Source organism: Paraburkholderia phytofirmans OLGA172 (genome assembly GCF_001634365.1).
Lineage (GTDB): Bacteria > Pseudomonadota > Gammaproteobacteria > Burkholderiales > Burkholderiaceae > Paraburkholderia.
Map to the genome: position 1 here is coordinate 1,150,723 of NZ_CP014578.1, position 20,710 is coordinate 1,171,432.

Sequence of the window (20,710 nt, forward strand, 5' to 3'; positions counted from 1 at the left end):
AGTGAACAACAGAATCAAGGATGTTGTCGATACCATCGTGTCGGCGGTACAGCGGGCGCTCGACGAGAAAGAGGTCACGGAGTCGGAATACAGAACCGCGGTCCATTACCTCATGGAGGTCGCGCAACAGCGTGAAATTGCGCTGCTTTGCGACGTATTCTTCAACAGCACCGTCGTGGCGACGAAGGCCCGTCTTAGCGACGGCTCAACGCCTGCAATCGAAGGGCCCTACTATCGTGACGACGCTCCGCTGGTCGAAGACCGGCTCAAGAGTTACGACACGGACGACCACAAGCCGTTGCTAATCCAGGGAACGGTCAAAGGGGTCGACGGAAGCGTGATTGAGAACGTAACGATTGATGTCTGGCATTCGACTCCCGACGGCAAGTACAGTGGTTTTCATGACGACATTCCGACCGATTTCTATCGAGGCAAACTCCGGGTTGGCACCGATGGCGGGTTCCGTGTGCGAACGACGATGCCGGTCGCCTACCAGATTCCAAATCAGGGTCCTACCGGCGCATTGCTTGAAACCATGGGTGGTCACTCGTGGCGTCCGGCCCACGTGCATTTCAAGGTGAACGCGCCGGGGTACGAAACGCTGACGACCCAGTACTACTTTGAAGGAGGGGACTGGGTCACGGACGACTGTTGCAATGGCGTCGAGTCCAGTCTGATCACACCCGACATTGTGCAAGATGGCGCTCGCGTGATGAACATCAATTTCGTAATTGAGCCCGCGCGTTCGCAGGCGGGAGCAAACGCATGAAGATCGATGCGATCGAGGCAGTAATCGTGGATGTGCCGACCAGGCGGCCGATCCAGATGTCGATCACTACCGTGCAGCAGCAGAGCTACGTCATCGTCCGGGTTTTTTCCGAGGGACTGGTTGGCGTTGGCGAGGGCGGAAGTGTTGGTGGTCCAGTCTGGAGCGCGGAATGTGCGGAGACAATCAAGATCATCGTGGAGCGGTATCTCGCTCCCCACCTCGTCGGAACTGATGCGTTCAACGTTTCGGTTGCACTGCAAACCATGGCGCGTGCCGTCACTGGAAACGCGTCCGCAAAAGCTGCAGTCGAGATGGCGTTGCTGGACCTCAAAGCCCGTGCATTGGGCGTATCGATCGCCGAGTTACTTGGCGGAAAATTGCGCACTGCGATTCCGATTGCCTGGACGTTGGCGAGCGGCGATACGAAGCGCGATATCGATTCTGCCGTCGAGATGATTGAAAGGCGACGGCACAATCGCTTCAAGGTTAAGCTAGGTTTTCGGTCCCCGCAAGACGATCTTATCCATATGGAGGCTTTGTCAAATAGTCTGGGATCGAAGGCATCGCTTCGCGTTGACGTGAATCAGGCTTGGGACGAGCAGGTGGCGTCCGTATACATCCCCGAGCTGGAAGCGCTTGGTGTGGAACTCATCGAACAGCCGGTCGCCCGCGAAAATATACATGCTTTAAAGCGGCTCTCCGGCAACAACCGGGTGGCTATCATGGCGGATGAAAGCCTGAGTACCCTGGCCTCGGCGTTCGATCTCGCGCGCGATCGAAGTGTGGATGTCTTTTCACTGAAGCTTTGCAACATGGGGGGAGTCTCAGCGACGCAAAAGATAGCAGCGGTCGCCGAGGCAAGCGGGATTGCATCGTATGGCGGCACAATGCTTGATTCGACGATCGGCACTTCGGTCGCACTTCAGCTCTATTCGACGGTTCCGTCGCTTCCGTTCGGTTGCGAACTGCTAGGCCCCTTTGTGCTGGCAGACACGCTGAGCGAGGAGCCGCTCGAGATCCGGGATTATGAATTGCAGATCCCTACTGGCGTCGGTCACGGCATGACGCTTGACGAGGACAAGGTGCGCCAATACGCACGTGTCAGCTAGCCAGGACGCGCAGCGCAGGCCGCGGGTATGCGTCACCTTAAATGCCGCTGCGCACCTGTAACTGGAGACTAATATGTTATCAAAGGGCGTTGAAATCACGTCGCGCTCGGGGGGGCGGTTTGGTGCTTACCTTGGTAAGCCGAATGCCGTCTCCGCACCCATTGTCGTGATCGCGCAGGAGATTTTCGGGATCACACCTTTCATAAGAGAAACCGTAGATTGGCTCGTTGGCGCGGGCTTTGGCTGCGTGTGCCCGGATCTGTACTGGAGACAGGCGCCGAATATCGAGCTTGATGCAAACGTACCGTCGGAGCGGGAACAGGCGCTTGCGTTGTTTCGTGACTTTGACCTGGAAGCAGGAACCGATGATCTTGCGTGCACCATTGAATACGCTCGTGCACTTCCTTTCTCGAACGGCCGCGTCGCTGTAGTTGGGTACTGCCTGGGAGGTGCTCTGGCGTTCAACGTCGCTGCGCGATCGTTGGCCGATTGCTCAATCGGCTATTACGGTGTGGGACTTGAGAAAAAGGTTTCACTGGTGCCAGCTATTGGCCGCCCGGCCATGTTTCATATGGGTACCGAAGATCACTATGTCACGGCAGAGGCACGTAGCATTCTCGATGAACATTTTGGTCAAAACAGAAACATCAGTCTCCACTGGTATCCAGTGGGACATTCATTTGCGCGGGCATCGAGCCCAGGTTTCGATCAGGCAGCGACGACTGTGGCCAATGCGCGGACGCTCGAATTGCTTGCGACCTTGAAGGCTCTTTCATGAAGAAATTCACGTTTGACTATATGAGCCCGAGGGTCGTCTTCGGGGCGGGTACTGTGTCTGCGTTGCCAGACGAAGTTGAACGCCTTGGCTCACGTCGCCCCCTGGTATTAAGCAGCCGGGACCAACGCGAGTTAGCAAAAGATATCGTCCGTCCGATAGGTGACAGGGTAGCGGGTTATTTCGATGGTGCAACGATGCATGTTCCCGTCGAAGTCATTCAGCAAGCCGAGCGGGCTTTCAAGAATACCGAAGCAGACTCAGTCATCGCGATCGGCGGGGGATCGACTACCGGACTCGCGAAAATCCTTTCGATGAAACTTGATGTATCGAGTCTGGTTATACCGACGACCTACGCCGGTAGTGAAATGACCACCATTTGGGGTGTCACGGAAGACGGTGTGAAGAGGACCGGCAGAGACCCGAAGGTCCTCCCGAAGACAGTGATTTACGATCCGTTGCTCACGGTCGAATTGCCGCTTGCAATTTCGGTGACCAGCGCGTTGAATGCAATCGCTCACGCAGCAGAAGGTCTGTATGCGTCGGAGCTCAACCCCGTACTCGAAGCCATGTGCAAGCAAGGCATAAGCGCCTTGTTCGATGCAGTCCCGCGGCTGGTAGCAGCACCGAATGACGTGGAAGCGCGCACGGATGCCCTTTTTGGGGCATGGATGTGTGGCACTGTGCTATGCCATCTAGGCATGGGGCTACATCACAAGCTCTGCCACACGCTCGGTGGGACGCTTAATCTTCCTCACGCTGAGACGCATTCGGTCGTGCTACCACATGCTCTCGCATACAATCTGCCGTACTCCGGGGTGGCCACGCGACTGCTTCAGGAAATCGTCGGCAGCAGTGACGTCCCGGGCGCACTATATGACCTCGCCAGAGATGCCGGAACGCCTCTCAGTCTCGCGGAACTCGGTATGCGACCCGAAGATATTCCGAAAGTCCGCGATCTGGCTCTAAAGGACCAGTATCCGAATCCGCGCCCGCTGGAACCGGATGCATTGGAAACACTGTTAGCCAATGCGTTTCATGGAGCAAGACCGGACTCTCAATAACGGTCATCCCCCTGTATCGCGCCGGGTCGGGAACTGCCAAGCGAAACTTGCACACTTCGCAACGTAAAGATGGGGCGTTCCATATCATCCTGAGAGCCACGAGACGTGTGCCAATTGATACCGGCGACACGAACATCTCAGGCAGGTTTAGCTTTCGCAAATTGGACAAGTGCATTGCACCGAGCACATTCTCGACCCGCTTCAGGTTTCGACCATCGCTACGCTGCGTACTCGTGGCCAAATTGGCCAGCACCTTCTCGCGGTAGTCGGCAACAAGCTGACGTACCGTCCAGTTCGTCCGGGATTTGTCCTTGCGTTTCTCGGTCGCCGGGTTGTTGCCTTTCTGAACTTCGACGCGTTTTTCGGCCGCGAGCTTGCGTGCCGCCGACAGCGTCAGATCGGGGTAGCGTCCGAGTGTCAATTCTTCCGGTTTTCCGCCTATCCGGAAACGGAGTATCCAAGACGCAGTCCCTGTGGCTGAAAGAGTGAAGGTCAAGCCGCCGCCGTCAGTTTTTTTCGAGGGGTCGCCTTTCCCGAATCCATCGCCTTAGTTCGAGATCGGATAGGACATTCGGTCCGCGAGTTGCCATTGCACGCCTCTGTCTAGCTACACATTTTAGGCGCGCTCTGCACGGATGACAACGGATTGACGCGGATGGCTATTTATATGTATTTGAATTTTAAGGTGTTTATATGAATTCTCTGGAACTCGTCGGCCCTCGGCGGACCTACATCAGCACAATATCGTACTGCTCCTGGCTCAAATTCGACTCCACCTGCAACGACACCGGCTTGCCGATGAAATCCATCAGCATCGCCAGATGCTGCGACTCTTCCTCAAGAAACAGATCGATCACCTGCTGCGACGCCACCACGCGGAACTCGCGCGGATTGAACTGCCGCGACTCGCGCAGAATCTCGCGCAGCACGTCATAACATACCGTACGCGGCGTCTTGACCTGCCCCTTGCCCAGGCACACCGGGCAAGGCTCGCACAACACATGCGCCAACGACTCGCGCGTGCGCTTGCGCGTCATCTCCACGAGTCCAAGCTGCGAGAAACCATTGACGGTCACGCGCGTGCGATCGCGCGACAGCGCTTTCTTCAACTCGCCGAGCACCTGATCGCGATGCTCGACATTCTCCATATCGATGAAGTCGATGATGATCACGCCGCCCAGATTGCGCAGCCGCAATTGCCGCGCGATCGTGTGCGCGGCTTCGAGGTTGGTCTTGAAGATCGTATCGTCGAAGTTGCGCGCGCCAACGTAGCCGCCGGTGTTCACGTCGATCGTCGTCATCGCCTCGGTCTGGTCGATCACCAGATACCCGCCCGACTTCAGATCCACGCGACGCGACAATGCGCGCTGAATCTCCGCCTCGATGTTGTACAGATCGAAGAGCGGCCGCTCGCCGGTGTAGTGATGCAGCTTCGACGACACCGCCGGCGTGAACTCGGCCGCGAAGTCGGCGAGCATCTGATAGGTCTCGCGCGAGTCGACCTGGATGCGCGAGGTTTCGTCATTCACGAAATCGCGCAGCACACGTTGCGAGAGATTCAGGTCCTGATACAGCAGGCTGGTAGGCGGCATGCGCTGACCTTGCGAGATGATCGTCGCCCATGTCTTGCGCAGATACGCGACGTCGCCGGCCAACTCTTCGCTGGTCGCATCTTCAGCGATGGTGCGTACGATGTAGCCGCCTTTTTCATCGGCGGGCAGCACGGCGGTCAAACGCGCACGCACGGCTTCGCGTTCGGCTTCGCTTTCGATCTTCTGCGAGATGCCGATGTGCGGCTCCTGTGGCAGATACACGAGCGTGCGCCCGGCGATACTCACTTGCGTGGACAGCCTTGCGCCCTTGGTGCCGATCGGATCCTTCACGACCTGCACCATCAGCGTCTGACCTTCGAAGACGATCTTCTCGATCGGCTGATGCGGCGTCTGATGCTGCGGTTCGCCCGCAATGCGCGGATGCCAGATATCCGCTACGTGCAGGAATGCGGCGCGTTCCAGGCCGATGTCGATGAAGGCGGATTGCATGCCCGGCAACACGCGGACGACTTTGCCGAGATAGACATTGCCGACGCGTCCCCGCGACAGCGTTCGTTCGACGTGAAGTTCCTGGACGGCGCCTTGCTGGACGAGCGCGACGCGCGTTTCCTGCGGCGTGACATTGATCAGGATTTCTTCATTCATGATGTTATTTTAGAAGTCGATGCGCGCTGCGCGCAGAAGGGCAGCGGTTTCAAAAAGCGGCAAACCCATGATACCTGAATAGGACCCGTCGATATGCTCGATAAACTCCGCGGCGCGTCCCTGCACACCATATGCACCCGCCTTGCCGAGCGGTTCGCCGCTTGCAGCGTAGCGGCGCACGGCGTCCGCTTGCAGTGCAGCAAAACGCACCTTCGATACCGATAGCGCAGCGGGCAGCAGCGTGCCTTCCGGGTCGACCACCACGACGGCCGTCAGCACTTCGTGATCGCGGCCCGCGAGGCGCGTGAGCATCGCGACGGCATCGTCGGCGTCGACGGGCTTGCCGAGGATCGCATCGTCGATCGTGACGGTTGTGTCGGCAACCAGGATCGGCCGTGCGGCATGCCCACCTGCCACGAGACGCGCGCGCGCAGCGTGCGCCTTGGCGATGCACACGCGCTGCACGTAGTCGCGCGCGCGCTCGCCGGGCAACTCGGCTTCGAGCGCTTCGGCATCTTCATCGGGACGCGGCAGGAGCAATTCGAAACGCACGCCGAGTTGTTGCAACAGTTCTTGACGGCGTGGACTCTGGGAAGCGAGGTAGACGAACGGATGCAGCGAAGCGGCGGGCGTTGGCATGAACAGGTCTCGATGAGGCAGGTGGCGGCAATGCGCAACGAGACCCAAAACACGCGATCTGTTCGCAGCCTCGTCCGCTCACGCGCGGTGATAGGGGTGATTTTGCGTGATGGTCCACGCGCGGTAAAGCTGTTCGGCGAGCAGCACGCGGACCATGGCATGCGGCAGCGTCAGGCTGGAAACACGCAACAACATATCGGCGCGCGCTTTCAGATCGGGATCGAGCCCGTCGGCGCCGCCAATCAGAAACGCCACGTCGCGGCCGTCCTGCTGCCAGCCGGGCAGGGCGCCGGCGAGCTGCATCGTGGTCCAATCCTTGCCGCGTTCATCGAGCGCGACAATGCGCGCGTTCTTCGGCAACGCGGCTTCGATTTTCTGCCGCTCGGCCGCCATCACGCTTTCGGCCGGCCGCCCCGACGAACGCTGCTCGGGCTTGATTTCGCGCAACTCGATGCGCAGCTCGGGCGGCATGCGTTTCGCGTACTCGTCGAAGCCGGTGGCGATCCAGTCAGGCATCTTGTGGCCGACGGCGAGGATGTGCAGTTTCATCAAGAGTGGTATCGCGGATCTAAGCGCGGGCGATGCGTTGCAGACGTAAGCGGTTTGCCGGCCAGGTGTTTACTTGCGGCGTGCCGGCGTCTTGCGTGCCGGCTTTTTGGCAGCCGGCGCTTCGTCTTCTTCGTCCTCGTCGTCGGGTTCGCTCGAGCGCGCGCCGCCGAACGGATCCGGCGTCGAGAGCTTGATGCGCACCGGCTTGTCGCCCCAGATTTCTTCGAGGTTGTAGTACTGGCGCAGCGCCGGTTGCAGGATGTGCACGATCGCGTCGCCGCAATCGACCAGCACCCATTCGCCGATGTCCTCGCCTTCGGTGCTGATGATGTCGCCGCCGTTTTCCTTGACGCTCTCGCGCACGCTCGAAGCGAGCGCCTTGGTCTGGCGGTTCGAGGTGCCGGAGGCGACGATCACGCGATCGAACAGCGCGGTCAGGTGGCTGGTGTTGAACACCTTGATGTCTTGCGCTTTGACGTCTTCGAGGGCGTCGACGATCACGCGTTGCAGTTTGCGAATATCCATGGGGTTACCGGTGGTACAGATGATGTTGAAGAATATAGTCCCACACCGCAGTGGGGACATGGCTTGCGGCCCGGGCCTGGGTCTTGTCTTGCTGTTCGCCGCCCGCGAGGGCAAGCCGTTGGGTCACCTGTTCGCGCAGATGCGCGCGAATGTCGGTGGCCGCGACGTTGAACGCAAGCGTCGTGTCGATCAGCAAGTGGCCGCAGGGCGTAGCTTGCAGAACGTCGGCGCGGGCACGGCGCGCGTCGATTTCTTTCGCGACCACGGGCGGAATCGACGCAAGGTCGAAACCGGGGCGCGTGGCCGCGCAGATGTGAGCGAAGTCGAACAGGCGCCGCCAGTCGCGCCATGTGTCGAGATGCACCAGTTGATCCGCGCCGATCAGAAGCGCAATCGACGCATCCTGACCTTCGCGTTCTCGCCACACCTGCAGCGTGTTGACGGTGTAGGTCGGACCCTCGTGCTCGATTTCGTCGGTCGCCACCCGCACGGTTACGCCCGGCAGCACCAACGCGCCGGCGGCGGCGCGGGTCATGGCCAACCGGTGTTCAGCGGCTGACACGTCCGTTTTCTGCCATGGCTGGCCGGCTGGCAGCAGCACCAGTTCGGTCAGGTTCAGCACCTCGGCGAAACGCCGCGCGAGCGCGAGGTGGCCGTTGTGGATCGGATCGAAAGTGCCGCCGAGCAGTCCGATTCGGCGAGGCAGGGCGACAGGATGAGCGTTCGGCTTCAGGTGAAGATCCTTTGTCGTGGTCACGTGCAGTGTGGTGCGGGCTTAACGCCTCACACCCATTCGCGCGGCACGAGAAAATCGCTATAAAGACGCGCTTCCGGCGTGCCCGGTTCGGGCTGCCAGTTGTAGCGCCAGTTCACCACAGGCGGCATCGACATCAGAATCGATTCGGTACGTCCGCCGCTCTGCAGCCCAAACAGTGTGCCACGGTCGAAGACCAGATTGAACTCGACGTAGCGGCCGCGCCGGTATGCCTGAAAGTCCCGCTCGGCTTCGCCGTACGGAATGTTGCGGCGCTTTTCGATGATCGGCATATACGCTTTGAGGAATCCTTCGCCGACGCTTTTCAGCATCGCGAACGATTGATCGAAGCCGGGCGCCGAGAAATCGTCGAAGAAAATCCCGCCAATGCCGCGCGGTTCGTTGCGGTGCTTGAGGAAGAAATACTCGTCGCACCAGCGCTTGAAACTCGGGTAGAGGTCCGCGCCGTAAGGCTGCAGTGCGTCGCGGCACACACGATGGAAATGCTGCGCGTCTTCCTCGTAACCGTAATACGGCGTCAGATCCATGCCGCCGCCGAACCAGAACACCGGCTCTTCGCCGGCCTTGGTCGCGATCAGCAGACGCACGTTCATATGCACGGTCGGGCAGTGCGGATTGTGCGGGTGCAGCACGAGCGAGACGCCCATTGCCTCGAAACCACGTCCGGCCAGTTGCGGGCGCGCGGCGCTCGCCGAACCCGGCAACGCGTCGCCTGCTACGTCCGAAAAGCCGATGCCGGCCCGTTCGAAGAAGTTGCCGCCTTCCAGAATCCGCGTGCAACCGCCGCCGCGCAGCTTTTCGCCGGGAGCGCGCTGCCATGCGTCGGTCGCGAACGGCTTACCGTCGAACGCGCCGAGCGTGTCCGCGATTTGCGTTTGCAGGCCTTGCAGCCAGCTGCGCACGGCCTGTGCGTCATAGCTCGAATCGGTCATGAATGCAGATGCTGAGGGCGGCACGCTCACCGTGCCGCGGGTTCTTCGTGAAGGGCGACGGCCGGGCCTTCGTCAGGGTGGTTCTACTCCTGCGAAGGCGCGGCAGTACGGTCGCTCGCGCCGGGTGAAATGTTAATGAAACCCGGATGAGCCCACCTGAGACGGTGGGCGCTGCAACGGCCGCGAAAACCCGCAGTGTAGCGCCGTTGGCGCTGCACGCGGGCGAGTGGGGCGGGCTTAGTGCTTGCCTTCGGTCTTGACGTCGTGCTTGCGGTTCAATGCACGGTAGCCGATGTCGCGGCGATATTGCATGCCGTCGAACGAGATCTGGTTGATCGTCTCGTACGCGACCGATTGCGCGCTGCGCACCGAATCCGCCAGACCAACCACACACAACACGCGGCCGCCCGAGGTGGTCAGCTTGCCGTCAGTCAACGTGGTGCCGGCGTGGAAGGTGACCGAGTCCGCGGCTTCGGCCGGGATATCGCCGATCCGGTCACCCTTACGAGGCGTGTCCGGATAGTTGTACGCGGCGAGCACGACACCAAGTGCGGTACGGCGGTCCCATTCGAGTTCGACTGTATCGAGCGTACCGGCGATTGCCTGCTCGACTACCTTCGAAAAGTCGCCTTTCAGACGCGCCATGATCGGCTGCGTCTCCGGGTCGCCCATGCGGCAGTTGAATTCGAGCGTCTTCGGGTTGCCTTGCGCGTCGATCATCAGGCCGGCGTACAGAAAACCGGTGAAGCGGATGCCTTCTTTCTCCATGCCACGCACGGTCGGCTGGATGATTTCGCGCATCACGCGTGCATGCAGTTGCGGCGTGACGATCGGCGCGGGCGAGTAGGCGCCCATGCCACCGGTGTTCGGACCCTGATCGCCGTCGAGCAGACGCTTGTGGTCCTGGCTCGAGGCGAGCGCCAATACATGCTTGCCGTCCACCATTACGATGAAGCTGGCTTCTTCGCCGGCGAGGAATTCCTCGATCACGACACGCGCGCCGGCATCGCCCAGCTTGTTGTCCGACAGCATCATGTCGACCGCGGCGTGCGCTTCTTCCAGCGTTTGCGCAACGACCACGCCCTTGCCGGCGGCGAGGCCGTCGGCCTTGATCACGATCGGCGCGCCCTTCGCGTCCAGATACGCATGCGCGGCGGCGACGTCGGCGAAGGTTTCGTATTCGGCGGTCGGGATCGCGTGGCGCTTCATGAACGCCTTGGCAAAATCTTTCGAGCTTTCGAGCTGCGCGGCTTCCTTGCTCGGTCCGAAAATCTTCAGGCCGCGCGAGCGGAACAGGTTGACGATACCGGCGGCGAGCGGCCCTTCCGGTCCGACCAGCGTGAAGGCGATCTGCTCTTTTTCGACGAAATCGGCAAGTTCGGCCGCATCGGTGATGTCGATGTTGCGCAGACGCTCGTCCTGGGCGGTGCCGCCGTTGCCGGGAGCAACGTAGACGAGTTGGACCCGCGGCGATTGCGCGAGCTTCCATGCGAGCGCATGTTCGCGACCGCCGGAACCGACGACGAGTAACTTCATGTGAATCCCCGAGACTTAAAAACCATAAACGGCTGAAGCGGCACGCTCAGCCGTGGAATAACAGCGAGGTTTGCAATGGGCCCGCAGCCAGACAGCGGCGCAGGGCACATAGCGAACCCGGGTGGAGACGGTGCGCAAGGGTCCAAACCAATATCCGACCAACGCCCGTTCAGCAGCAACGCGAGGGCCAACCCAAAGGGCCAGCCGGCGGCGCGGGCGCGTGGTTCGATGCCGATCCACGCGCGAGGCGCCGCCGGGGCACGCTCATTCGTCGGCGATCGCGGCGTTTGTATAGACTTCCTGCACGTCGTCCAGATTTTCCAGCGCGTCGAGCAGCTTCTGCATTTTCACGGCGTCGTCGCCCGTGAATTCGACTTCCGTCTGAGGTTTCATCGTCACCTCGGCCACTTCGGCCTTGAAGCCCGCAGCTTCAAGCGCGGCCTTCACCTTCGGGAAATCGTTCGGCGGGCACAGCACTTCGATACTTCCGTCTTCGTTCGTGACGACGTCGTCAGCGCCGGCTTCGAGCGCGGCTTCCATCAGCTTGTCTTCAGGCGTGCCGGGCGCGAACAGGAACTGGCCGACGTGATCGAACATGAACGACACCGAGCCGTCCGTGCCCATGTTGCCGCCGTTCTTCGAGAACGCGTGACGCACGTCCGCCACCGTACGGGTGCGGTTGTCGGTCATCGTGTCGACGATCACCGCCGCGCCGCCGATGCCGTAGCCTTCGTAGCGGATTTCTTCGTAGTTTGCGCCATCGACACCGCCCACACCGCGCTGGATCGCACGGTTGACGTTATCTTTCGGCATGTTTGCGTCGTACGCCTTTTCGACGGCGAGCCGCAGACGGGGGTTCGAGTCGATGTCACCGCCGCCCATGCGGGCTGCCACCTGAATTTCCTTGATGAGCCGCGTCCAGACCTTGCCGCGCTTGGCGTCTGCCGCTGCTTTTTTATGCTTGATGTTGGCCCATTTCGAATGACCCGCCATACTTTTCTCCATCGCGCGCGCCTATGGGGCGCACGCATAGTGCAATTGTCGTTGCGATGTCGGGCGCGCGGCGCTGCTGATTGCGACCTTGCGCCTCGATGTCTAACCGCTCGGCGCCGGACCGCCCGGTGTCAGGCTTTCCTCAGCTTGATCGCGCCCGGCCAGACCCGACTAGCGGGACCAAAGGTCGGCAGCGCGGTTGGGGCGGGGCAGGACGGTCAGCGGGCGGCTCAGCGGCGTTCAAGTGCGCCGGTCCCGGCAGACCCGGCGTGAAGGCGTGATGCACCGCGTGGCAGTGCAAGTCGAGCCGCTCTTTGAGCGGATTCGAATTTTATCACGGCGCGCAGGCGCGGCAGCCGGGGATTGAAGCGAAAGTGGGCGCAGTGTGCCGTGTCCGGCCACGCATGGCATGCCCAGTCTCTAAGGCGGACATCGATTGTACCGGCGTAGTGCGAAACCGGCTGGTGGCGTGTTGCGCGCGCCGCCGCCGGTTTCCTCAGCCGGCTGTCAGTTTTTCGTGCCGAACAGGCGGTCGCCGGCGTCGCCGAGACCCGGCACGATGTACGCGTGCTCGTTCAGGTGCGAATCGAGCGACGCCACATACAGCTTGACGTCCGGATGCGCGTCCTGGAACACCTGCACGCCTTCCGGGGCCGCCACCAGCGCGAGGAACATGATGTTCTCGGCGGCCACGTTGCGGCGCTTGAGCACGTCCACCGCGTGCACGGCCGAATAACCGGTCGCGACCATCGGATCGCACAGAATGAACACACGGTCTTCCAGATCCGGCAGGCGCACCAGATACTCGACCGGGCGATGGTCCTCGGCACGATACACGCCGATGTGGCCCACACGCGCCGACGGCACCAGCTCCAGCAGGCCGTCCGACATGCCGATGCCGGCCCGCAGCACCGGCACGATCGCCAGTTTCTTGCCGGCGATCACCGGCGCGTCGATTTCCACCAGCGGCGTGGTGAGGCGGCGCGTGGTCATCGGCAGGTTGCGGGTGATTTCGTAGCCCATCAGCAGGGTGATCTCGCGCAGCAGTTCGCGGAACGTGCGGGTCGAGGTGTCCCGGTCGCGCATATGCGACAGCTTGTGCTGGATCAACGGGTGATCGAGGATGAAAAGATTGGGAAAACGGCTGTCCTGAGTCATGGCGGGGGCGCAAGCGGCGGCTAAAGGGATCGGTTCGGCGGTCCGCAAGGCCTGAAACGGGCTGGCGGACGCGCCACGGCGCAAGTTTACCGAAAGAGTGGCGCCGGAAGATACCGGAGATTGCAGTGGCCCGGCGCAGTCGGGCACCGATTCTTCTAGAATCGGGGGAGACTTTGCAACGATTGGACAACCGCGGGGCCACCCCCGCGCCACGACTACGTCACGAGGACACACACATGGACATGGGAATCGCAGGACGCACCGCGCTGGTTTGCGCGGCTAGCAAGGGACTGGGGCGCGGCTGCGCGGAAGCGCTGGCAGCCGAAGGCGTCAACCTGACGATCGTCGCCCGTACGGCGGAAACGCTGGAGGCGACCGCCGCCGAGATTCGCAAGCAGAGCGGCGTCGAAGTGAAAACAGTGGCATGCGACATCACTACGCCCGAAGGGCGCGCCGCGGCGCTCGCCGCCTGTCCGCAGCCGGACATTCTGGTCAACAACGCCGGCGGGCCGCCGCCGGGCGATTTTCGCAATTTCACGCACGAAGACTGGATTCGCGCGCTGGAGAGCAACATGCTGACGCCGATCGAGCTAATCCGCGCGACCATCGACGGGATGAGCGAGCGCGGCTATGGGCGCATCGTCAACATCACGAGCTCGGCGGTCAAGGCGCCGATCGACGTGCTTGGCCTGTCCAACGGTGCGCGCTCGGGGCTGACCGGCTTCGTCGCGGGACTTGCACGCAGCAAGGTGGCCGCCACGGGCGTGACGATCAACAACCTGTTGCCGGGGCTGTTCGACACCGACCGCATCGCCACCACCTTCGCGGCGCAAGCCAAGGCGCAAAACATTTCCGTCGACGATGCGCGCGCGCAGCGCATGAAGACGATCCCCGCCGGCCGTTTCGGCAATCGCGATGAATTCGGCCGCGCCTGTGCGTTCCTGTGCAGCGTGCATGCCGGCTACATCACCGGCCAGAACTGGCTGGTCGACGGCGGCGCTTACCCCGGTACGTTCTGAGCGGGCACGTGTCGAAGCACCGGCATCACCATCACTACAACAACGACAATCACAGCGGTTTCAGGAGTCTTACGTCATGACCACCCGCATTGCGCTGATCGCGCACGATCACAAGAAAGACGACATCGTCAAACTGGCCGGCGAATACGTCGATACGCTCAGGCGCTGCGAGATTGTCGCGACCGGCACGACTGGCACGCGCATCGGCGACACGCATGGCCTCACGGTCGAGCGCATGTTGTCAGGCCCGCATGGCGGCGACCTGCAGATCGGCGCGCAACTCGCGGAAGGGCGGGTGGACATGGTGATTTTCCTGCGCGACCCGATGACGCCGCAGCCGCACGAACCGGACATCAACGCGCTGGTGCGCGCCTGCGACGTTCACAACATCCCGTGCGCCACCAACATTTCGACTGCGCGAATGATTCTCGACGTGCTGACCTTGCGTCTCACGCAGCAGATCTAGAGCAACGCCGTGGTGCTTTACGATCGAACGAAACCACCCACCAGGGAGACATGATGGTCAAAGCAATCCGATTCGACAAAACCGGCGGCCCGGAGGTGATGAAATGGGTCGACGTCGATGTGGGCGAGCCGGGTGCGGGCGAGATCCGCATCAAACAGAACGCGGTTGGGCTGAACTATATCGACGTGTATTTCCGCACGGGCTTGTACCCGCTGCCGTTGCCGGGTGGCATCGGTATGGAGGCGGCGGGTGAAGTCACCGCGGTCGGCGCGGGTGTGACCGCTTTCAAAGCGGGCGATCGCGTGGCATACGTGGCGCGTCCGCCTGGGGCATACATCCAGGAGCGTGTGTTGCCGGCGGCCCAGGTGATCAAGGTGCCGGACGCGCTGAGCGACGAGCAGGCGGCCTCCGTCATGCTGCAAGGGCTGACCGCGCAGTACCTGCTGCGCCGTACCTATCCCGTGAAGGCCGGCGAGACGATTCTGATTCAGGCCGCAGCCGGCGGCGTCGGTCTGCTGGCTTGCCAATGGGCGAAGGCGCTCGGCGCAACGGTGATCGGCACGGTTGGCTCCGACGAGAAAGCCGAAATCGCCAAAGCCCACGGCTGCGACCATCCAATCGTTTATACGCGCGAAAACTTCACCAGGCGCGTGCGCGAGATCACCAATGGCGCGGGTGTGCCGGTGGTGTACGACTCGATCGGTAAAGACACGTTTACGGGCTCGCTCGACTGCCTCGCTCCGCTCGGCATGTTCGTGAGCTTCGGCAATGCGTCGGGACCGTTGCCGCCGATCGATTCGTCGGAGTTCGCCGGACGCGGTTCGCTGTTCTTCACGCGCCCCACACTCTTTACCTATATCGCCAAACGCAGCGACTACGAGGCGATGTCCTCGGAGTTGTTCGACGTGCTGGTGTCGGGCAAGGTGAAGACGAGCATCAATCAGCGCTACGCGTTGGCGGATGTGGGCAGGGCTCACGCCGATCTCGAGGGACGCCGCACCACGGGCTCGACGATTCTGCTGCCGTAAGCGCGTCAATGCCTGGGCGCGTGGCCACATCGCCACGCGGGAGCAGGCAGCACCCGGCAGGCAGCACCCGGCAAGTCGCTGGCGCGCTGCCTGCTGCCATCAAGGCGCAATAGCGACGCCATAAAAATTCCGCGCCGCGCCGCGCCGCAGCCCGCGCGAGCGTTGCCTTTCCCTGCAAAGCAGGCCTCATGGGCCTCAGGCCGTTCCATGCCCAGTGGAGCGGCCTGTTTCGTTTACGCGCTTTTTATACCGCCCCTGCCATCTTTGACCAAGCCTTTACGCGGATCGGCATAACGTTCTACCCATCCAAAGTCCGCTAATGGAGAACACAAATGGATGTGCTGTACGTCGGGGGGATGGTGCTGTTTGCAGCGCTGACCTTTGCTTTGATTGCCGGCTGCGAGAAGTTGATGCAGTTCCGGCGCGGCCAGGGAGCACGCTCATGACCTGGATTCTGTGGCTATCAGGCGCTGCTACTGCGCTGCTGTTCGCTTACCTCGTCTATGCGCTGCTGCGCGCGGAGGACATTGAATGAACTCCAACAATGTCCTGCAAACGGTCATTTTTCTGGTCGTGCTGCTCGCGGCCGCAGTGCCCGTTGCCCGCTATCTGACGCGCGTGATGGACGGCACCTCTCGCGTGGTCCGCTTCGGCGGTCCGCTCGAACGTGTGCTGTACCGTATCGCGGGAGTCGACTCGTCGACGGAAATGAGCTGGAAGCATTACGCCATCGCCACGATCGCGTTCAACGTGCTCGGCGTGCTGGTCCTGTACCTCCTGTTGCGTGTTCAAGGCTGGCTGCCGGGCAACCCGCAAGCCTTCGGTCCGATGTCGGTGGACGGTGCCTTCAATACGGCTGTCAGCTTCGTCACCAACACCAACTGGCAGGACTACACGCCTGAGCAGACCGCCGGCTATCTGACGCAGATGCTTGGCCTGACGGTGCAGAACTTCCTGTCCGCTGCCACCGGCATCGTCGTGGTGATCGCGCTGATCCGCGGTTTCGCACGTCATACGGCGAAGACCATCGGTAACTTCTGGGTCGACATCACGCGGGTGACGCTGTACGTGCTGCTGCCGATGTCGGTGATCGTCGCTGGTTTGCTGATGAGCCAGGGCGTGATCCAGAACTTCAAGGCGTATCAGGACGTGCCGACCCTGCAGACCACCACCTATGCCGCACCGAAGCTCGATGCGCAAGGCAACCCGGTGAAGGATGCGAAGGGTAACGCAGTGACGGTCGACACCAAGGTGACGACCCAGACCATCGCAATGGGCCCGGTGGCGTCGCAGGAAGCGATCAAGATGCTCGGCACCAACGGTGGTGGCTTCTTCAACGCGAACTCGGCACACCCGTACGAAAACCCGACGCCGTTCAGCAACTTCCTGCAGATCTTTTCGATGCTGATCATCCCGGCGGCGCTGGCCCTGGTGTTCGGCCGGATGATCTCGGACCGCAAGCAGGGTATTGCTGTCCTTGCCGTGATGACGATCGCATTCGCTGCTTGCGTGGTGGGTGAAATCAGCGCGGAGCAGGCCGGCAACCCGACCCTGACCTCGCTGAACGTCGACCAGTCCGCCAACGCGCTGCAGTCGGGCGGCAATATGGAAGGCAAGGAAACGCGCTTCGGTATCGCGCAGTCGGGCATCTTCACCGTCGCCACGACGGCGGCATCGTGCGGTGCAATCGACAACACGCACGACTCGCTGACCCCGCTCGGCGGCCTTTACCCGATGCTGCTGATCCAGTTGGGCGAAGTGATCTTCGGCGGCGTGGGCTCCGGTATGTACGGGATGCTCGTGTTCGCCATGCTCGCGGTGTTCGTCGCAGGCCTGATGATCGGTCGCACGCCTGAATATGTCGGCAAGAAGATTGAAGCGTACGAGATGAAGATGGTGTCGATCGTCGTGCTGCTCACGCCGCTGCTGGTGCTCGTGGGTACCTCGATCGCGGTGCTGAGCGATGCGGGCAAGGCGGGTATCGCCAACCCCGGTGCACACGGCTTCTCGGAAATTCTCTACGCGTTCAGCTCGGCTGCGAACAACAACGGTAGCGCGTTTGCTGGCCTGACGGTGAGCACGCCGTTCTACAACTGGTTGACCGCGATCGCGATGTGGTTTGGCCGCTTCGGCTCGCTGATTCCGGTGCTGGCGATTGCCGGCTCGCTGGCGGCGAAGAAACGCCTGGCTGTCACCGGCGGCACGCTGCCTACGCATGGTCCGCTGTTCGTGGTGTTGCTGCTTGGCACCGTGCTGCTCGTCGGCGCACTGACTTATGTGCCTGCGCTCGCTCTCGGCCCCGGCGTCGAGCATCTGATGATGATCGCCGGCCATTGATGCCTGGCAACTGAGACGGGCGATTCGGGAAAAACGAGGATTCAATGACTGAACATAATGCAACGCGGTCCATGTTCGATCCGGCGCTAGTGCGTCCGGCGATCGTGGACTCATTCAAGAAACTCACGCCACGCACGCAGTTCCGTAACCCGGTGATGTTCTGCGTGTACGTCGGCAGCATCCTGACGACGATCCTCTGGATCGCCGCGCTGGGCGGCCAGGCCGAAGCGCCTGCGGGGTTCATCCTCGCGGTTACGCTGTGGCTGTGGTTCACGGTGCTGTTCGCCAACTTCGCAGAAGCGCTTGCTGAAGGCCGCTCCAAAGCCCAAGCCGCGTCGCTGCGCAGTGCGAAGAAAGACGTGATGGCCAAGAAGCTCAACGAGCCGCATCCGAAGTCGCCGATTCGCATTCTGACGGCGTCCGATCTGCGTAAAGGCGACGTGGTGCTGGTCGAAACCGGCGACGTGATTCCGGCCGACGGCGAAGTGATCGACGGTGTCGCGTCGGTCGACGAATCGGCGATTACCGGCGAATCCGCACCGGTGATCCGCGAGTCGGGCGGCGACTTTACGTCGGTGACGGGCGGCACGCGCGTGCTGTCGGACTGGATCGTCGTGCGCGTCACGGCCAATCCGGGCGAAGCCTTCCTCGACCGCATGATTGCGATGGTCGAAGGCGCGAAGCGTCAAAAGACGCCGAACGAAATCGCGTTGACGATTCTGCTGGTCGCGCTGACGATCGTGATGCTGCTCGCAACCGCCACGCTGCTGCCGTTCTCGATGTTCTCCGTCGAAGCCGTCAAGGCTGGCCATGTGGTGAGCATCACCGCGCTCGTAGCACTGCTGGTGTGTCTGATTCCGACCACGATCGGCGGCCTGCTGTCCGCCATTGGTGTGGCCGGTATGAGCCGCATGATGCAAGCCAACGTGATTGCAACGTCAGGCCGTGCTGTGGAGGCTGCAGGTGACGTCGACGTGCTGCTGCTCGACAAGACCGGCACGATCACGCTCGGTAACCGTCAGGCTTCGACCTTTGTGCCGGCGCCGGGCGTGACCGAAGAAATGCTCGCCGATGCGGCGCAACTGTCGTCGCTGTCGGACGAAACGCCGGAGGGCCGCAGTATCGTCGTGCTCGCCAAGCAGCGCTTCAACATCCGCGCTCGCGACATGGCGTCGCTGCATGCAGTCTTTCTCGCCTTCACCGCGCAAACGCGGATGAGCGGTGTGGACCTGTCCCCCACGGGGACTTCCTCCGGGGCGCTGGGCCGCGAGATCCGCAAAGGCGCAGCCGATGCCGTCAAGAACTACGTCGAAGCGAACGGCGGCCGTTATCCGACTGAAGTGAGCAACGCCGTGGCTGAAGTGGCGCGTCGCGGCAGCACACCGCTGGTGGTGGCCGAGAAGGGCGAGCATGGCGCACGCGTGCTCGGCGTGATCGAACTGAAGGACATCGTCAAGGGCGGCATCAAGGAGCGTTTCGCCGAACTGCGCAAGATGGGTATCAAGACCATCATGGTGACCGGCGACAACCGTCTGACGGCAGCCGCGATTGCAGCCGAAGCAGGCGTGGACGACTTCCTCGCGGAAGCCACGCCGGAGGCCAAGCTGTCGACGATCCGCGCGCACCAGGCCGAAGGCAAGCTGGTGGCGATGACCGGTGACGGTACCAACGACGCTCCGGCGCTGGCGCAAGCCGACGTCGCAGTGGCGATGAATACCGGCACGCAGGCAGCGAAAGAAGCCGGCAACATGGTCGACCTCGATTCGAACCCGACCAAGCTGATCGAGATCGTCGAGATCGGCAAGCAGATGCTGATGACGCGCGGCTCGCTGACGACGTTCTCGATTGCCAACGACGTCTCCAAGTACTTCGCCATTATCCCGGCAGCGTTTGCGAGCACCTATCCGGCACTGAACAGGCTGAACGTGATGCATCTGGCCACTCCGGCCTCGGCGATCATGTCGGCGGTGATCTTCAACGCACTGATCATCGTGCTGCTGATTCCGCTGGCGCTGAAGGGCGTGAAGTACCGGCCGCTCGGCGCCGCGATCCTGCTGCGCCGCAATCTGCTGGTGTATGGCCTCGGCGGGATCATCGTGCCGTTTATCGGCATCAAGCTGATCGACATGGTACTGGCCGCGCTCGGCTGGGTTTAACAGGCTGTGTCCGGCGGCGTTGGCTGCCGGACGCGTCTAAAAGGATTGCCAATCATGAAACTTTTTCGTCCGCTTATCGTGATCTTTGTCGTACTGTCGGCGATCACGGGACTCGCTTATCCGGCTGTGATGACCGCCATCGGCCAGGCCGCGTTCCACGATCAGGTCAACGGCAGCATGATCGAACAGAACGGCAAGGTGGTCGGCTCGAAGCTGATCGGCCAGCAGTTCGATGCGCCGCAGTACTTCTGGGGCCGTCTGTCGGCCATCAGCCCGAAACCGTACGACCCAACGAGCTCGGGTGGCTCGAACCTCGGGCCGACCAACCCGGCGTTGTCGGATGAAATCAAAGGCCGCCTCGACGCGTTGAAGGCGGCGGGTACCGACATGTCGAAGCCGGTGCCGATCGACCTCGTGACGTCTTCGGGTAGTGGCCTCGATCCGGAAATCAGCCCGGCTGCGGCGGCTTACCAGATCGACCGTGTCGCGAAGGCGCGCAAGATGTCGCCGAACGACGTGCAGGCGCTGGTTGACCGCTACACTAGCGGCCGCCAGTTCGGCGTGCTCGGTGAAGCACGCGTCAACGTGCTGCAGTTGAATCTCGCACTCGACGCTGCGCATCAAGGCTAAGCGGGTGGGGCTGACAAAGACGGCGCCCGGTGTGGCGCCGTCTTGGCCTTTT

The 20,710-nt window shown here is 61.8% G+C and carries 21 protein-coding genes and 1 pseudogene; 12 read left to right on the forward strand and 10 right to left on the reverse strand.

Features of this window, described 5'->3' with window-relative positions:
• The first annotated feature begins 1 nt into the window (after position 1).
• The 4 genes from AYM40_RS04915 to AYM40_RS04930 all read left to right on the forward strand — a co-directional run bounded on the left by AYM40_RS04915 (position 2) and on the right by AYM40_RS04930 (position 3,717).
• Positions 2-769, forward strand: coding sequence for a chlorocatechol 1,2-dioxygenase (locus AYM40_RS04915; protein ID WP_063495246.1), 768 nt, complete (start codon positions 2-4; stop codon positions 767-769).
• A complete protein-coding gene (tfdD, locus tag AYM40_RS04920; RefSeq protein WP_063495247.1) occupies positions 766-1,878 on the forward strand; it encodes a chloromuconate cycloisomerase in 1,113 nt (370 codons plus the stop codon). The genes AYM40_RS04915 and tfdD overlap by 4 nt, the downstream gene beginning before the upstream one ends.
• Positions 1,879-1,951: 73 nt before the next feature.
• Entirely contained in the window at positions 1,952-2,656 is a 705-nt protein-coding gene (locus tag AYM40_RS04925) for a dienelactone hydrolase family protein (protein ID WP_063495248.1), read from the forward strand.
• Positions 2,653-3,717 (forward strand): maleylacetate reductase, encoded by a 1,065-nt coding sequence (locus AYM40_RS04930; RefSeq protein ID WP_063495249.1) that lies wholly within the window; start codon positions 2,653-2,655, stop codon positions 3,715-3,717. Before AYM40_RS04925 ends, AYM40_RS04930 begins: the two co-directional genes overlap by 4 nt.
• Positions 3,718-4,087: 370 nt before the next feature.
• Here the strand turns inward: AYM40_RS04930 and AYM40_RS42210 are convergent.
• The 10 genes and pseudogenes from AYM40_RS42210 to upp all read right to left on the reverse strand — a co-directional run.
• Positions 4,088-4,213 (reverse strand): annotated as a pseudogene (locus tag AYM40_RS42210) (Arm DNA-binding domain-containing protein); the annotation flags it as partial.
• 232 nt (positions 4,214-4,445) lie between these two features.
• Positions 4,446-5,915: a ribonuclease G gene (rng, locus tag AYM40_RS04935; RefSeq protein WP_063495250.1), complete on the reverse strand. Its 1,470-nt coding sequence runs from the start codon at positions 5,913-5,915 to the stop codon at positions 4,446-4,448.
• A 9-nt stretch (positions 5,916-5,924) separates the two neighbouring features.
• A complete protein-coding gene (locus AYM40_RS39930; RefSeq protein ID WP_063495251.1) occupies positions 5,925-6,554 on the reverse strand; it encodes a Maf family protein in 630 nt (209 codons plus the stop codon).
• Between the two features lie 78 nt (positions 6,555-6,632).
• On the reverse strand, positions 6,633-7,103 hold the full coding sequence (gene rlmH / locus AYM40_RS04945; RefSeq protein WP_063495252.1) for a 23S rRNA (pseudouridine(1915)-N(3))-methyltransferase RlmH: 471 nt from the start codon (positions 7,101-7,103) through the stop codon (positions 6,633-6,635).
• A 69-nt stretch (positions 7,104-7,172) separates the two neighbouring features.
• A complete protein-coding gene (gene rsfS, locus AYM40_RS04950) occupies positions 7,173-7,628 on the reverse strand; it encodes a ribosome silencing factor (protein ID WP_063495253.1) in 456 nt (151 codons plus the stop codon).
• A gap of 4 nt (positions 7,629-7,632) precedes the next feature.
• A complete protein-coding gene (locus AYM40_RS04955) occupies positions 7,633-8,385 on the reverse strand; it encodes a nicotinate-nucleotide adenylyltransferase (RefSeq protein WP_420488462.1) in 753 nt (250 codons plus the stop codon).
• A gap of 26 nt (positions 8,386-8,411) precedes the next feature.
• Entirely contained in the window at positions 8,412-9,335 is a 924-nt protein-coding gene (gene hemF / locus AYM40_RS04960) for an oxygen-dependent coproporphyrinogen oxidase (RefSeq protein ID WP_063495255.1), read from the reverse strand.
• A gap of 237 nt (positions 9,336-9,572) precedes the next feature.
• On the reverse strand, positions 9,573-10,871 hold the full coding sequence (purD, locus tag AYM40_RS04965) for a phosphoribosylamine--glycine ligase (protein ID WP_063495256.1): 1,299 nt from the start codon (positions 10,869-10,871) through the stop codon (positions 9,573-9,575).
• Between the two features lie 264 nt (positions 10,872-11,135).
• Positions 11,136-11,864: a YebC/PmpR family DNA-binding transcriptional regulator gene (locus AYM40_RS04970; RefSeq protein WP_063495257.1), complete on the reverse strand. Its 729-nt coding sequence runs from the start codon at positions 11,862-11,864 to the stop codon at positions 11,136-11,138.
• Positions 11,865-12,371: 507 nt separating this feature from the next.
• On the reverse strand, positions 12,372-13,022 hold the full coding sequence (gene upp, locus AYM40_RS04975; RefSeq protein ID WP_063495258.1) for a uracil phosphoribosyltransferase: 651 nt from the start codon (positions 13,020-13,022) through the stop codon (positions 12,372-12,374).
• Between the two features lie 236 nt (positions 13,023-13,258).
• Between upp and AYM40_RS04980 the strand changes: the two genes are divergently transcribed.
• From AYM40_RS04980 to kdpC, 8 genes are all read left to right on the forward strand, one after another.
• A complete protein-coding gene (locus tag AYM40_RS04980; RefSeq protein ID WP_063495259.1) occupies positions 13,259-14,041 on the forward strand; it encodes an SDR family oxidoreductase in 783 nt (260 codons plus the stop codon).
• A 76-nt stretch (positions 14,042-14,117) separates the two neighbouring features.
• Positions 14,118-14,507 (forward strand): methylglyoxal synthase, encoded by a 390-nt coding sequence (locus tag AYM40_RS04985; protein WP_063495260.1) that lies wholly within the window; start codon positions 14,118-14,120, stop codon positions 14,505-14,507.
• 53 nt (positions 14,508-14,560) lie between these two features.
• Complete coding sequence (locus AYM40_RS04990) at positions 14,561-15,535, forward strand: quinone oxidoreductase family protein (protein ID WP_063497845.1); 975 nt, start codon at positions 14,561-14,563, stop codon at positions 15,533-15,535.
• A gap of 332 nt (positions 15,536-15,867) precedes the next feature.
• Positions 15,868-15,981, forward strand: a complete 114-nt coding sequence (locus tag AYM40_RS04995; protein ID WP_063495261.1) for a hypothetical protein — start codon at positions 15,868-15,870, stop codon at positions 15,979-15,981.
• A complete protein-coding gene (gene kdpF, locus AYM40_RS05000; RefSeq protein WP_063495262.1) occupies positions 15,978-16,070 on the forward strand; it encodes a K(+)-transporting ATPase subunit F in 93 nt (30 codons plus the stop codon). Before AYM40_RS04995 ends, kdpF begins: the two co-directional genes overlap by 4 nt.
• Positions 16,067-17,872: a potassium-transporting ATPase subunit KdpA gene (gene kdpA / locus AYM40_RS05005; RefSeq protein ID WP_063495263.1), complete on the forward strand. Its 1,806-nt coding sequence runs from the start codon at positions 16,067-16,069 to the stop codon at positions 17,870-17,872. Before kdpF ends, kdpA begins: the two co-directional genes overlap by 4 nt.
• Before the next feature lie 44 nt (positions 17,873-17,916).
• The gene (gene kdpB / locus AYM40_RS05010) at positions 17,917-20,028 is read left to right on the forward strand and encodes a potassium-transporting ATPase subunit KdpB (RefSeq protein WP_063495264.1); all 2,112 of its coding nucleotides are present in this window, start codon (positions 17,917-17,919) and stop codon (positions 20,026-20,028) included.
• 51 nt (positions 20,029-20,079) lie between these two features.
• Complete coding sequence (gene kdpC / locus AYM40_RS05015; RefSeq protein ID WP_148662223.1) at positions 20,080-20,658, forward strand: potassium-transporting ATPase subunit KdpC; 579 nt, start codon at positions 20,080-20,082, stop codon at positions 20,656-20,658.
• Positions 20,659-20,710: the final 52 nt, after the last annotated feature.